Origin of the sequence: Methylobacterium fujisawaense (assembly GCF_039619325.1) — a bacterium.
In the GTDB taxonomy this organism is placed as follows: domain Bacteria; phylum Pseudomonadota; class Alphaproteobacteria; order Rhizobiales; family Beijerinckiaceae; genus Methylobacterium; species Methylobacterium fujisawaense.
The window spans coordinates 187385-202501 of sequence record NZ_CP155000.1; the positions used below are offsets into that span (position 1 = coordinate 187385).

Consider the following 15117-nt stretch of genomic DNA (forward strand, 5'->3'; position numbering starts at 1 on the left):
GGAGCCAGAAGCCAGCATGAACGCACCGACCAAAGCCGCTGCGACGACCCGGGCCGAGGCCGTCCTGCCGGCCGCGCTGGCGCCCCGGGCCGAGGGGCCGCGGATCTACAACCTGTTCCCGCTCCTGGTCGGGCGCGTCGCGGACTGGACCGCCGAGCTGCCGCGGATCGCCGCGCTCGGCTTCGACTGGATCTACCTGAACCCGTTCCACCAGACCGGCGGCTCCCGGAGCCTCTACGCGGTGGCCGATCCCGAGCGGCTCGACGAGCGGTTCCGCGACCCGGACGGCACGCCGGACGACGCGCAGATCCAGCGCTTCTGCGCGGCCGCGCAGGCCCTCGGCCTGTCGGTGATGACCGACCTCGTGATCAACCACACCGCCGACAACGCCCGCCTCGCCACGGAGCGGCCCGACCTGTTCATGAAGGAGTCCGACGGCTCGATCATGCACCCGGCGGCGGTGGATCCGGACGATCCGTCGATCCGCACCGTCTGGGGCGATCTGGCCGAACTCGACTACCACACGCCGGCTGCCCGGGATGAGCTGACCCGGATCTGGGGCGCCTACGTGGCCCGGCTCCAGGACCTCGGCGTGGCGGGCTTCCGCTGTGATGCGGCCTACAAGGTGCCGCCGGAGACCTGGCGCGTCCTGATCGGGGAGGCCAAGGGGCGCGATCCCGCCTGTCTCTTCGCCGCCGAGACCCTGGGCTGCACCTTCGAGGAGGCCCGGGCCACGGCGGGCGCCGGCTTCGACTACCTGTTCAACTCCTTCGCGTGGTGGGACCTGAAGAAGCCCTGGGCCCTGGAGCAGTACGATCGCCTGCGGGTGCTGGCGCCCTCCATCGCCTTCCCGGAGAACCACGACATGACGCGGCTCGCCGCCGGGATCGGCGGCGGCCCTGAGGCGGTGGCGGCCCATCTGCGCACCCGCTACGCGCTGGCCGCCTTCTTCTCGTCCGGCGTGCTGATGCCCATCGGCTACGAATGGGGCTACCGCCGGGCGCTGCACGTGGTCGAGACCACCCCGGGCGACCGCGAGCACGAGACCGGCATCGACATCTCCGGCTTCATCCGGGCGGTCAACGCCCTGCGGGCGGAGCTGCCCGCCGCCAATGTCGAGGGCGCGCAGATCCGGATCTCGTCTCCCGACAGCGACTGCGTGGCGCTCGCCCGCTTCGACACCGGCCACCCGGCCTCGGCCCGGCACGGGCTGATCGTGCTCTACAACCCGACCGACAAGCCGGTGCCGGTCGAGGCTGGGTCGCTCATCGCCCGCACCGGCGGCATGCTCGGCACCTTCGTCGACCGGACCCCGGAGGCCGAGCCGATCGCGTTCCATCCCGGCAGCGCCATCGACCTGATGCCGGGCGAGCTGCGCATCCTGGCGGCCAGCGCCCAGGAGGTCGCCCGGCTCCCCGAGCGCGGCACCCCGGACGGGGAGGGGCGGGTGGTGATCGAGGCGGTCAGCCCTGAGCTCGACGGCGGCCGCTCGCCGGTGAAGCGGATCGTCGGCGAGTCCCTGCGGGTCGAGGCCGACATCTTCTCCGACGGCCACGAGATCATCGACGCCGCGATCCTGTCGCGGGTCGCCGGCAGCGACGCGTGGCGCGAGGACCCGATGGTCTTCGTCGACAACGACCGCTGGGCCGGGCACTTCCCCCTGGAGCGCAACGCCCGCTACGAGTTCACCCTGATCGCGTGGCGCGACGCCTTCTCGTCCTGGGTGCGCGACACCCTGAAGAAGCGCGCCGCCGGCGTCGATGTCCGCCTGGAGACGATCGAGGGCGTGGCCCTGGTCGGGACCGCGGCGTCGCTCGCCCGGACCCGCGGCGGCCGCGACGCCGAGCGCCTCGCCGCGCTCGTGGCGGCGCTCGCCGCCGAGGAGACCGGCTCGGCCGCCCAGCTCGACCGGATCCTCGACCCCGAGGCGTCGCGCCTCGTGCGCCGGAACGCCGAGCGGGTGAACCTCACCCGCTATCCCGTGACCCTGCCGGTGATCGCCGACCGCCTCGCGGCCCGGTTCTCCGCCTGGTACGAGATCTTCCCGCGCTCCCAGTCGATGGACGTGAACCGCCACGGCACCTTCGACGACGTGATCCGGCGTCTGCCCGAGATCCGCGAGCTCGGCTTCGACGTCCTCTACTTCACCCCGATCCATCCCGTGGGCCGGACCAACCGCAAGGGGAAGAACAACACCCTCACGGCCGAGCCCGGCGATGTCGGCTCGGTCTACGCGGTGGGCGCGGCGGAGGGCGGCCACGAGGCCGTGCATCCCGACCTCGGCACCCTTCAGGATTTCGAGCGGCTGGTCGCGGCGAGCCACGCCTACGGGATGGAGATCGCCCTCGACTTCGCGATCCAGTGCTCGCCCGACCATCCCTGGATCAAGAACCATCCGGAATGGTTCGAGTGGCGCCCCGACGGCACGCTGAAATTCGCCGAGAACCCCCCGAAGAAGTACGAGGACATCTCGAACGTCCACTTCTACGGCGGCGCCCTGCCCGGGCTGTGGATCGAGCTGCGCGACATCCTGCTCGGCTGGTGCGCCCGGGGCGTGCGCATCTTCCGGGTCGACAACCCCCACACCAAGCCGATCCCGTTCTGGGAATGGGTGATCGGCGAGGTCAACGGGCGCTATCCGGACGCGATCTTCCTCGCCGAGGCCTTCACCCGGCCGAAGATGATGAAGAAGCTCGCCAAGGCCGGCTACCAGCAGAGCTACACCTACTTCACGTGGCGCAACACCAAGCAGGAGCTGACCGACTACGCCCTGGAGCTGGCCGGCGAGATGGGTGAGTACTACCGCCCGAATTTCTTTGCGAATACGCCCGACATCAACCCCTACTTCCTTCAGACCAGCGGACGCGCCGGCTTCGTCATCCGCGGAACCCTGGCCGCGACCCTGTCGTCGGTCTACGGCATCTACAACGGCTTCGAGCTGTGCGAAGCCGCGCCGTATCCGGGCAAGGAGGAGTACCTGAACTCGGAAAAGTACGAGCTGAAGGCCTGGGACTACGACCGGCCGGGCAACATCCGCGAGCACATCGTCAAGCTGAACACGATCCGGCGCGAGAACCCCGCCCTCTGGGATTTCCGCAACGTCGTCTTCACCGGGGCCTTCAACGACCAGATCATCGCCTACGCCAAGGCGACGCCGGAGCGCGACAACTGCATCTTCACCATGGTCAACCTCGACCCGAAGAACCGCCAGGAATGCACCTACGAGGTGCCGCTCTGGCTGTTCGGCCTGCCCGACGACGGCGCCGTCGAGGTCGAGGACCTGCTCCAGGGCTACACGTTCGAGTTGCGCGGCAAGTCCCACCGCATCGCCCTCGATCCGGCCGAGCGATCCTGCGTCATCTGGCGCCTGCGGGCGCCGCGGCGGGTTGCGGGCTGAGGCCACCCGTGGCACCTGACCGTGGCACCTGACCCCGGCGGCGGGCCTCCCCGTCGCCGACCATTGCACCCGCGCGGCGGTCGTCCGCCCGCTCCCGGCCGGTTCCCACCGCCGGTCCCGTCAGATTCGACCGATGAGGCAGCGACGCGATGATCGATCGCAGCGACCCGCAATGGTACCGTGACGCCATCATCTACCAGATCCACGTCAAGTCGTTCTTCGACTCGAACAACGACGGGATCGGCGACTTCGAGGGCCTGACCCAGCGCCTCGACTACGTCCGCGATCTCGGCGTCACGGCGATCTGGCCGATGCCGTTCTATCCCTCGCCGCTCCGCGACGACGGCTACGACATCGCCGATTACCGGGACATCAACCCGTCCTACGGGACCATGGAGGCCTTCAAGGCCTTCGTGGAGGCGGCGCACGCCCGGGGCCTGCGGGTCATCACCGAACTCGTGATCAACCACACGAGCGACCAGCACCCCTGGTTCCAGGCCGCCCGCGAGGCGCCCCCCGGCTCGCCGGAGCGCAACTTCTACGTCTGGTCGGACACCGACGAGCCGTACCGGGACACGCGGATCATCTTCCTCGATACCGAGGCGTCCAACTGGACCTGGGACCCGGTGGCCAAGCAGTATTTCTGGCACCGGTTCTACAGCCACCAGCCGGACCTGAACTTCGACAACCCGGCGGTGCTCGAGGCCGTCATCGAGGTGATGCGCTACTGGCTCGACATGGGCGTCGACGGCCTGCGCCTCGACGCGATCCCCTACCTGATCGAGCGCGACGGCACGAACTGCGAGAACCTCGCCGAGACCCACGACGTCATCAAGAAGATCCGCGCCGCCCTCGATGCCAGCTACCCCGACCGGATGCTGCTGGCCGAGGCCAACCAGTGGCCGGAGGAGACCGCCCAGTATTTCGGCGACGGCGACGAATGCCACATGGCGTTCCACTTCCCGCTGATGCCGCGGATGTACATGGCGATCGCCCGGGAGGACCGGCACCCGATCACCGACATCATGCGCCAGACCCCGGAGATTCCGGAGGGCTGCCAATGGGCGATCTTCCTGCGCAACCACGACGAGCTGACGCTCGAAATGGTCACCGCCGAGGAGCGTGACTACCTCTGGTCGTTCTACGCCGCAGAGCGCCGCGCCCGGATCAATCTCGGCATCCGCCGCCGCCTCGCGCCGCTCCTCGAGAACGACCGGCGCAAGATCGAGTTGATGAAGTCCCTCGTCCTGTCGATGCCCGGCACGCCGGTGCTCTACTACGGCGACGAGATCGGCATGGGCGACAACATCTATCTGGGCGACCGCGACGGCGTGCGCACGCCCATGCAATGGTCCCCGGACCGCAACGGCGGCTTCTCCCGGGCGAACCCCCAGAAGTTGTTCCTGCCGGCGATCCAGGACCCGATCTACGGCTTCGACGCCATCAACGTCGAGGCGCAGACCCAGGCGCAGACGAGCCTGCTGAACTGGACGCGGCGCATGATCGCGATCCGCAACAACAGCGTCGCCCTCGGGCGCGGCACGATCCAGTTCCTCTATCCCAGCAACCGGAAGGTCCTGGCCTGGATCCGCGAGCACGAGGACGAGCGGATCCTGTGCGTGGCGAACCTGTCGCGGGCGCCCCAGGCGGTGCAGCTCGACCTGTCGGAACTGCGCACCGCGGTGCCGATCGAGCTCACCGGCGGCACCGAGTTCCCGCCGATCGGCGATCTGCCCTACCTGCTGACCCTGCCGTCCTACGGTTTCTACTGGTTCAGCTTGAGCGCCGCGCGCTCCGGGGTGGTCGGCCCGCAGCAGGAGCCGCCGGAGCTGTTCACCCTGGTGCTCACCGGCGGGATCGAGACCCTGATGAGCGGGCGCGAGCGCGTCGCCTTCGAGCGCACGGTGGTGCCGCCGTTCCTGACGAGCCGGCGCTGGTTCGGCGCCAAGGGCTCGCGGATCAAGGCCACGAAGGTGGTCGACTGCGCCGCCCTGAAGGACGTCGACGGGAGCGCGCGCTTCCTCCTGCCGCGGCTGCAGGTGCAGCTCGCCAACGGCGAGAGCCATGAGTACTTCATGCCGGTCGGCGTCGAGGAGGGCCGCGAAGACGAGGCGCTGATGCCCTTCGCGGTGGCGCGGGTGCGCCGCGGCCCGCGGACCGGGCTGCTCTACGGCGCGGCCGGCTCCAACGACTTCGCCGCCTGCCTCATCGACGACATGCGCCAGGGCCGTGTGATCCCCACGGAGAGCGGCCGCCTCGTCTTCGCCGTCACCTCGGCCTTCGACCCGGAGGTCACGGTCGACGTGGCCGATATCCGCCGGCTGTCGGCGGAGCAGAGCAACACCTCGATCGCCGTCGGCTCGAAGATGATGCTCAAGCTGTTGCGCCGCCTGCAGCCGGGGCTGCATCCCGAGATCGAGGTCGGGCGCTTCCTCACCGAGCAGGCGGGTTTCTCCAATACCCCCGCCCTGCTCGGCACGCTGGAGCACGTCGCCGAGGACGGGACCCGGACGGCCCTCGCGATCCTTCAGAAATTCGTCGTGAACCAGGGCGATGCCTGGACCCTGATGCTGGAGGGCCTGCGCCGGGACTTCGAGACCGTCGTGCTCACCCCCGAGAGCGAGGCCGCCAGCCCCGAGGAGGCGTTCCAGGCCCACCGGCCCTGGGCGGATCTGCTCGGGCGGCGCACCGCCGAGCTGCACGCGGCGCTGGCGATCGAGACCGACGATCCGGCCTTCGCGGCCGAGCCGTTCACCGGGGACGATCTCGCGGTGCTGGCGCGCGACGCCCGCCACCAGGCGGAGCGTGCCTTCCGGGCGCTCAAGGGCCTGGCCGACCGGGGGCTCGATGCCGGCAAGCCGGCCTGCGCGGAACTCGGCCAGCGCCGGGGCGAGGTCGAGGCCCTGATCGCCGCGCTCACCGCCGAGCCGGTCCGGGGCGCCCACAAGACCCGCATCCACGGTGACTACCACCTGGGACAGGTGCTGGTCGCCGAGAACGACCTGATCATCGTCGACTTCGAGGGCGAGCCCTCGCGTCCGGCCGACGAGCGCCGGGCCAAGTCGATGCCCCTGCGGGACGTCGCCGGGCTGATGCGCTCCTTCGCGTACGGCGCCGAGACGGTGATCCGGGAGATCACCGCCCGGTTCGCCGATTCCGAGGGGCGGGCGCGGGACGCCGCCACGGCGTGGCGCGGCATGATCGAGGCGGCGTTCCTCGCCGGCTACGAGTCCGCGGTGGAGGGCTCGCGCGCCGCCGTGACCGACCTGGGAAGCCGGGCGCGGCTGCTGCGCCTCTGCCTGCTGACCAAGGCCCTGTACGAGGTCGATTACGAGGCCAACAACCGGCCGGACTGGATCGAAATCCCCGCCCGTGGGGTTCTGACCATTCTGGACACGGACGGACACGAGCCCGGAGCATTGGAATGACGGCGATCGACGAGACCTTCGCACGACGGGCCGCCCCGGAAGCGGGGACGGCGCGGAACGCGGATGTCCCGGGCTCCGGCGTCGCGCAGACGCCGAGCGTCCATCCGGACGCGATCGCGGCCCTGATGGCGGCCAATCACGGCGACCCGTTCTCGGTGCTGGGCCCCCACCGGGTCGGGCCCAAGGCCTGGGAGGTGCGCGCCGTGCTCCCCGAGGCGCGGGCCGCCACCCTGGTGATGGACGGCCGCACCGTGCCGTTCGAGAAGCGCCATCCGGACGGATTCTGGGTCGCGCGGGTCGAGGGCGAGCACCGGCCGCTCTACGAGATCGAGGTCGAGTCCTGGGACGGCACGAAGCGCCGCCGCTACGACCCCTACGGTTTCGGCTCCTCGATCGAGCAATACGACGTGGCGACGCTGCGCGAGGTCGGCACCAACCTCGTCTACCGGATGCTCGGCGCCCAGTCGGGCCAGCTCGACGGCATCGACGGCTTCCGCTTCGCCGTCTGGGCCCCGAACGCCCGCAAGGTCAGCGTCGTCGGCGACTTCAATGACTGGGACGGGCGCCGCCACCCGATGCGCCTCTGGCAGGACGGCGGCATCTGGGAGCTGTTCGTGCCGGGCCTCAAGGCCGGCGTGCGCTACAAGTTCGAGATCCGCGGCCCCGACGGCGCCCTGGTGCCGCTCAAGGCCGACCCGGTCGCCTTCGCGGCCCAGCACCCGCCGGAGACCGCCTCGGTCACCCACGGGTCGGGCGAGTTCGACTGGCGCGATTCGGGCTGGATGAGCACCCGCGGCGCCAAGGACCCGCGCCACGCGGCGATCTCGGTCTACGAGGTCCATCTCGGCTCCTGGGCGCGGGTGCCCGAGGAGGGGAACCGCTACCTGACCTACCGGGAGCTCGCCGAACGGCTGATCCCCTACGTCAAGGATCTGGGCTTCACCCATATCGAGATGCTGCCGATCACCGAGTTCCCGTTCGACGGGTCCTGGGGCTATCAGCCGGTCTCGCTGTTCGCCCCGACGAGCCGCTTCGGCACGCCGGAGGATTTCGCCGCCTTCGTGGACGCCGCCCACGAGGCCGGGATCGGCGTGCTGCTCGACTGGGTGCCGGGCCACTTCCCCCTCGACGCCCACGGGCTCGGCCAGTTCGACGGTACCCACCTCTACGAGCACGCCGATCCCCGCCAGGGCTTCCACCAGGACTGGGGCACCTACATCTACAATTTCGGGCGCACCGAGGTCGCGACGTTCCTCGCCGCCAACGCCCGGTTCTGGCTGGAGCACTACCACCTCGACGGCCTGCGCGTGGATGCCGTCGCGTCGATGCTCTACCTCGACTATTCCCGCCGCCAGGGCGAGTGGATCCCGAACCGCTACGGCGGCAACGAGAACCTCGACGCCATCGACTTCCTGCGGAAGACCAACGAGGCGACCTACAGCCACGCCCCCGGGACGATCACGGTGGCGGAGGAATCGACCTCCTGGCCCGGCGTGTCGCACCCGACCTATACGGGCGGCCTGGGCTTCGGCTTCAAGTGGAACATGGGCTGGATGCACGACACCCTGCATTTCATGCAGGAGGATCCGATCCACCGCCGCTACCACCACCACAACCTGACCTTCGGGCTGCTCTACGCCTTCTCGGAGAATTTCGTCCTGCCGCTCTCCCACGACGAGGTCGTGCACGGGAAGGGCTCGCTGCTCGGCAAGATGCCGGGCGACCGCTGGCAGAAATTCGCGAATCTCCGGGCCTATTACGGCTTCATGTGGGGGCATCCCGGCAAGAAGCTGCTGTTCATGGGCGGCGAGTTCGGCCAGGAGCGGGAGTGGAACCACGACACCAGCCTGGACTGGCACCACCTCGACGACCCGCTGCACAAGGGCGTGCAGAGCGTGGTGCGCGATCTCAACCGGCTCTACGTCTCGACTCCGGCCCTCTACAGCCGTGATGTCGAGCATACCGGCTTCCAGTGGCTGGTGGCGGACGATCAGGACAACAGCGTCATCGCCTGGGCCCGCAAGGGCGCCAAGCCCGGCGAGGTGGCGATCGTGGTCTCGAACTTCACGCCCGTGCCGCGCGAGGGCTACCGGATCGGCGTGCCCGCGGCGGGGTTCTATCGCGAGGCGTTCAACTCGGATGCCGGCGTGTATGGCGGGTCCAACCTGGGCAACCAGGGCGGTCGCCGCACCGAGGATCAGGCAAGCCACGGCCAGGGGCAGAGCCTGTCGCTGACCCTGCCGCCGCTCGCCACGATGATCTTCCTGCTGGAAGGGTGAGCGGAGACTCCCTCCCCCCTCTGGGGGGAGGGGGTTGAGGCGGCTGCGTCCGCGAGAAGGCCCTACGCGGCCCGCCAGCGCAGCGCGGTGCTGTTGCCGATGGCCCGGCCGTAGAGCCCGGCATAATTGTCGGCGGCCTGATCCCAGCCGAAGCGGGCCGCCATGGCCCGCCGCCGCATGGCGTTGAGGCGCTTCTTCTGGCCGAAGGCCTCCAGCGCCCGGCGGACCGCCGCCCCGAAGGACGCGGCCGAGGCCTCCGCGAAGGTGAAGCCCGTCACCCCGTCCTCGACCGTGTCGGCGAGGCCCCCGGTGCGGCGCACGATCGGCAGGGAGCCGAAGCGCTGCGCGTACATCTGGGCCAGCCCGCAGGGCTCGAAGCGCGAGGGCATCAGCAGGAAGTCGCTGCCCGCGAACATCCGCCGGGCCTGCGCCTCCTCGAAGCCGACATGCACGCCGACCGCCTCGGGATGGCGCTTGGCCAAGCCCCGTTTCAAGCGACAACCGGAACTGACCCCTTCGCGTCACGAGGATCTGACCCCCATGCCGGTTTCCTCGCCTAGACGGGCGTGGGGTTGGGGACGATAGCGGCCCTCTGTAGAAGTCCGCTGCGACGCTTCTCGCGCAGGCGGTAGCTGTCACCGCGGATGGTGACGACGTGGCTATGGTGCAGCAGCCGGTCGAGGATGGCGGTGGCCACCACCGCGTCCCCGAACACGCTGCCCCACTCGCCCACCGCCCGGTTCGAGGTCACCAGCATCGCGCCGCGCTCGTAGCGGCGACTGACGAGCTGGAAGAACAGGTGCGCGGCATCCGGCTCGAACGGCAGGTAGCCGAGCTCATCGATGATCAGCAGCTTCGGCTTGGCATAGTGCGTCAGCCGCTCCTCCAGCCGCCCCTCGGCGTGCGCCTTGGCCAACTGCGCCACGAGCGTCGTGGCTGGGGTGAACAACACGCCGTAGCCGGCCACGATCGCCGCACGCCCGATCGCCACCGCCAGATGCGTCTTGCCCACCCCGGGTGGTCCGAGGAGCAGCACCGCCTCACCGTTGGCGATGAAGCGGCCGGTGGCGATCTCGCGGATCTGCGCCTTGTCCAACGAGGGCTGTGCGCCGAAGTCGAAGCCGGTCAGGTCGCGCACGAACGGGAAGCGGGCCAGCCCGAAGGCCATGTCGATGCGCCGCTGATCGCGCCGGGCGATCTCCCGCTCGCAGAACAGCGTCAGCGCCTCGCGGATCGTCAGTTCGCCCCGGCCGGCCTCGTCGATCAGGCTGTCGAGTTGGTCACGCATGGCCGTCAGCTTCAGGCGGTCGAGCAGTACGGTGAGGTGATCGTGTTCCTCGCTCATCAGAAGCCTCCCCCGGCGACAGCCTCGTACTCGGCGAGCGGACGCAGCAGTTCCGGCGTCGCCACGAGAGGAGGCGGGTCGCGCCGATGAGCCGGTCGCTCACGGCTACCCACGAGCCCGGCCAGATGAGCGTCGTCGACCGCACGGCCGTGACGTCCCTTCAGTTCGGCATGCGCGGCGACCTCCCGTCCGCCGTGGTGGACGCGCACCACCGCTCCGCTCACGGTGACCCGCACCCGCTCACCGATCAGCCGCCAGGGTACCGAGTAAGCGTTGCCGTCGACCGCAACCGCGCAGTCCGCTCCGACCCGGCGCACGAGATCGCGCGCGGCGGAAAACGGCGGCACGCCCGCGAGCGGCCGTAGCGCCCGAGCCTCGTCGCGGGCGAACCGCTCGCCCGGCGCCTCGCCGGTCGTGCCGTGCACGCGCCGGTCGGCGACGTCCCGCGTCCAGGCATCGAGATGCGCCTCCAGGGCTGCGAAGCTCGCGAAGCGGCGGCCGGCCACGGCATTGTTCTTGACGTAGCCGACGCCGCGCTCGTCCTTGCCCTTCGTGCGCGCCCGGTACGGGGCGCAGGCCCGCACCCGGAAGCCCCAGTGGCGGGAGAAGGCGTGCAGGCGCGGGTGCAGGACGACCTCGCGGCTCACAGGGTCGTGGTGCAAGACCAGGGCGCGAGCGTTGTCGAGCAACACCTCGTGTGGCACGCCGCCGAAAGCCCGGAAAGCGCTCTCCAGCCCGGCGAACCAGTCCTCCTGCCGTTCGTGGCCGAAGGCACGCACGTGCAGGCGGCGCGAGTAGCCGAGCGTCGCTACGAACAGGGAGACCCGAGTCGGCACGCCGCCGATCTCGACGCGCCGTTCGCCAAAGTCGATTTGCATCTGCTCGCCCGGCCGCGTCTCGAACCGCACGCTCGCCCGCGCGGCGATCACCAGATCCCGCCGCAACGGCGCGACCGCCCGCTCCACCGTGCGCAGGCTGACGTGGATGCCCTTCTCGGTCGCCAGATCCTGGCGCACGACGTCGGCGTTGCCCGCATGCTGCCGGAAGCGTTCGACCAGCCAGTCCGCCAAGCCGTCGAGCTGCTTCGAGCGCGAGGGCGTCGCGCAGGGGCGCCAATCCCCCCGTCGCAGCCACTGCTTCACCGTGTTCTTCGAACAGCCAAGCTCGGCTGCGATCCGCTTCGCGCCCCAGCCGAGCGCCTGCAGCCGCATCATCGCCGACACGTCGTCCGGCGTCTTCATCTCGGCCCTCCACGGATCGTCCATCCGCGTCAGAGCCTGAGCCTCGTTCCTGATCATCTCGACCTCCTCGCTCATCGAGGGGGTCAGATCCTCATGGCGTCAGGGGGTCAGTTTGCCGTGTCGCCTGACACCCCGGAGCGCCTGCTCGAACCGGCCCTCGCCCTGGCCGATCACCACGAGCTGGCCGCCCTCGGCCACGATCGCCTCGGCGGCCTGCAGGCTCAGGTCGATGCCCTTCTGGTGGACGAGGCGCGACACGATGGCGAAGAGCGGCCCGCGGGAAACCGCGAGGCCGAATTGCTGGCGTACCGCCTCGGCATTGGCCCGCTTGCCCTTCCAGTCGTCGATCTCGAAGCGCGTGGCGAGGTGCGGGTCGGTGCTCGGGTCCCAGGTCTCGTCGATGCCGTTGAGGATGCCGGCGAGCCGGCCCTGGCCGGCGCGGGTGCGCAGCAGCCCGTCGAGGCCGCAGCCCATCTCGGGGGTCTGGATCTCCCGCGCGTAGGTCTCGCTCACCGTGGTGACCTGCGAGGCGTAGAAGATGCCGGCCTTCAGGAAGGACAGCTGCCCGTAGAACTCGGCGCCGTCGACCTGGAAGGCCGCCTCCGGCACGCCGAGCCGGGGCAGGGCGTCCCGGGGGAACAGGCCCTGATAGGCGAGGTTGTGGATCGTCAGCACGCTCGGCACCCGCCGGCCGCGCCAGGCGAGATAGGCCGGGGCCAGGGCCGCCTGCCAGTCGTTGAGGTGCAGGAGGTCGGCCGCCCAGTCGGGGTCGGCGCCGGCGGCGAGGTCCGCCGCCGCGAGGCTGAGGCGGGCGAAGCGCAGGTCGTTGTCGCCGAAATCGCCGTGCTGGTCGCCGTAGGGCGTGCCGTCGCGCTCGTAGAGGTCGGGGCTGAGCAGCACGTAGATCCGCAGGCCGTCGGCCGCCTCGACCAGGCCGAGGTCGCAGGCCGGAACCCCCGCGAAGCCCTCGAGGCGGGCGACCACCGGAATCTCGGGGAACGCCGCGCGGACCTGCCGGTAGCCCGGGATCAGCACGCGGATGTCGTAGTGCGGCACCAGCGCCCGGGGCAGGGCGGCCGAGACCTCGCCGAGGCCGCCGGTCTTCACGAAGTCGGCCATCTCGGGCGTGGCGTACAGGATGCGGCGGCGCAGCGAGGCCGGACGGGCCGGCACCGGTACGGATACGACGCCGTCCCCCTCGCCGGACGACCACTCGGCGAAGGAACCACCACGGCGCGTATCGAGCATCAGCATTGATCCTGGCCGGGCGGAATGCCCCGGTCTGGCAGACGATCGGGCAGGCACGGCTGTCGCGATCTCAACCACGGCTAATACTCCTCCGTCGCGACGGTTCCGCTGCGACGCACAAAATAGGCCACCGTGAGAATTAAGCTTCACTTACCTATGTGGCGTCGCAGCACGAAATCGTGGCGGCGCGGCAAATTTCGGCGGGCCGGGCGGCTTCCGGGATGGGGCGGCATCGCCCCGGCGTCGATGCACAGGGCCGCGCCGCAGCGGCACCGCCCTATCCCGAATCACGTTCTGCGCGCCTGGACCGTGTCCGGCTGGGGGCTTGGGCCCCGCCGTCTCTGCGAGCGGAGCGAGGCCATCCACCCCGCGCCCGACGGCCGACGGCGCGCAGCCCTGAGGCATCGCACCGCGCGCGCGAGGACGGTCGTGGGCCGCAGCAGCCAAGGGCTCCGGCCGCAAGCCATGTCGTGCCCCCGGCTCGGACCATGAGGCGCCGCCGGGCCGTTGGACCGGCGCCCGCGCCGAGGCGCCGCGCCCGGATGGGCGGATCCGGTCCGGCTCACCCGCCGCGGCGCAGGATCACCCCCTCGGCGGGTCCGAGCGCCAGGGTGAGGCCGACCGTCTCGCCCGCCCGCCCCGCACGGGTCGAGAGCAGCACGGTCCAGTCGCCCTCGGGCAGCGGCAGATCCTGCGACGCCGCGCCGAAGTTCAGGAGCACGCGCAGAACGGCATCGTCGGCGAAGCGCTCGTAGGCGAACACCGCGGCGATCCCCAACGGCACCTCCCGGTAGCCGCCCACGGCGAGCGCCGCGTGGTCGCGGCGCAGGGCGAGCAGCCGCCGGTACAGGGTGAGCATCGAGCCCGGATCCGAGCGCTGGCTCTCGACGTTGCAGGCTGCCCAATCCTCCGCCAGCGGCAGCCAGGGTTCGGCCGTGGAGAAGCCGGCCTGGGGATTGTCGTCCCACTGCATCGGGGTGCGCGCCGGGTCGCGGCCGTGCCCGGGCTCGTTGTACTCCCAGGGATCGCGGGCGCGCTCCGGCGGGATCGGAACATGGCCGAGCCCGATCTCGTCGCCGTAATAGAGGGTCGGCGTGCCCCGCAGGGTCAGCAGCAGCATCGCGGCGATGCGGGCCTGCGCCTGCCCGACCCGGGCGGCGATGCGCGGCTGGTCGTGGTTGCCCAGCACCCAGTTGGGCCAGCCGCCCTCGGGCAGGGCCGCCTCGTAATCGGCCACGAGTTCGGCCACCGCGTCGGCCCGCCACGGGGTCTGGATCAGCTGGAAATTGAACGGCAGGTCGGCGCCGGTGAGGTCGGGGCCGTAATAGGCGACCAGCCGCTCCACCGGCAGGTAGATCTCCCCGATCAGGACGCGCTCGCCGTAGTCGCGCAGCACCGCCCGCATGCCGGCGATCACGTCGAAGATCTCGGGCCGGTCGGCGGAGTAGACCTGGGTGAAGCGGTTGATCTCCGGCGAGCCCGGCGCGTAGTCGGGATTGGCCGGGTTGTCGCGGAACCCCGCATCCTTCATCAGGTGCCAGATCACGTCGACCCGGAACCCGTCGACCCCGCGCTCCAGCCAGAAGCGGAGCACGTCGTGCATGGCCGCCCGCACGGCGGGGTTGCGCCAGTTCAGGTCCGGCTGCTCCGCCAGGAAGGCGTGGTAGTAGTACTGGCCGGTGGCCTCGTCGCGCGTCCAGGCCGGGCCGCCGAAATTCGACAGCCAGTTGTTGGGCGGCCCGCCGTCGGGGGCGGGATCGCGCCAGATGTACCAGTCGCGCTTCGGGCTCGTGCGCGACGACCGGCTCTCGGCGAACCACGGATGCGCGATCGAGGAATGGTTCGGCACGAAGTCGAGGATCACCTTCAGCCGGCGCCGATGGGCCTCCGCCACGAGGGCATCGAAGTCGGCCAGCGTGCCGAACAGCGGATCGATCCCGCAGTAATCGGCCACGTCGTAGCCGAAATCCGCCATGGGCGAGGGATAGACGGGCGAGATCCAGACGGCGTCGACCCCGAGCCAGGCGAGGTAGTCCAGCCGCGCCGTGATGCCCGGCAGGTCGCCGACCCCGTCGCCGTTCGTGTCGTGAAAGGAGCGGGGATAGACCTGGTAGACGGTCCCGCGCTTCCACCAGACAGTGTCGGTCATGCTGCCCCTCCCGTTGGCGGCCCACGCTTA

General features: G+C 70.4%; 6 protein-coding genes and 2 pseudogenes. 3 read left to right on the plus strand and 5 right to left on the minus strand.

Annotation, left to right across the window (positions count from 1 at the left end; genetic code table 11):
* The first annotated feature begins 16 nt into the window (after nt 1-16).
* The 3 genes from ABC766_RS01085 (at nt 17) to glgB (ending at nt 9104) form a co-directional block, all read left to right on the plus strand.
* Nucleotides 17-3397, plus strand: a complete 3381-nt coding sequence (locus ABC766_RS01085; RefSeq protein ID WP_342142122.1) for a maltotransferase domain-containing protein — start codon at nt 17-19, stop codon at nt 3395-3397.
* A 149-nt stretch (nt 3398-3546) separates the two neighbouring features.
* Entirely contained in the window at nt 3547-6825 is a 3279-nt protein-coding gene (treS, locus tag ABC766_RS01090) for a maltose alpha-D-glucosyltransferase (RefSeq protein WP_345820704.1), read from the plus strand.
* On the plus strand, nt 6822-9104 hold the full coding sequence (glgB, locus tag ABC766_RS01095; RefSeq protein WP_053608224.1) for a 1,4-alpha-glucan branching protein GlgB: 2283 nt from the start codon (nt 6822-6824) through the stop codon (nt 9102-9104). The genes treS and glgB overlap by 4 nt, the downstream gene beginning before the upstream one ends.
* 62 nt (nt 9105-9166) lie before the next feature.
* Here glgB and ABC766_RS01100 read toward each other — a convergent pair.
* From ABC766_RS01100 to ABC766_RS01120, 5 genes and pseudogenes are all read right to left on the minus strand, one after another.
* Nucleotides 9167-9644, minus strand: a pseudogene (locus ABC766_RS01100) (glycosyltransferase); the annotation flags it as partial.
* Nucleotides 9645-9660: 16 nt separating this feature from the next.
* Entirely contained in the window at nt 9661-10449 is a 789-nt protein-coding gene (istB, locus tag ABC766_RS01105) for an IS21-like element helper ATPase IstB (protein ID WP_127991182.1), read from the minus strand.
* A complete protein-coding gene (gene istA, locus ABC766_RS01110) occupies nt 10449-11747 on the minus strand; it encodes an IS21 family transposase (RefSeq protein ID WP_427902312.1) in 1299 nt (432 codons plus the stop codon). Before istA ends, istB begins: the two co-directional genes overlap by 1 nt.
* Nucleotides 11748-11807: 60 nt before the next feature.
* Nucleotides 11808-12938 (minus strand): annotated as a pseudogene (locus ABC766_RS01115) (glycogen/starch synthase); the annotation flags it as partial.
* Nucleotides 12939-13500: 562 nt separating this feature from the next.
* The gene (locus ABC766_RS01120) at nt 13501-15087 is read right to left on the minus strand and encodes an alpha-amylase family glycosyl hydrolase (protein WP_043379732.1); all 1587 of its coding nucleotides are present in this window, start codon (nt 15085-15087) and stop codon (nt 13501-13503) included.
* Nucleotides 15088-15117: the final 30 nt, after the last annotated feature.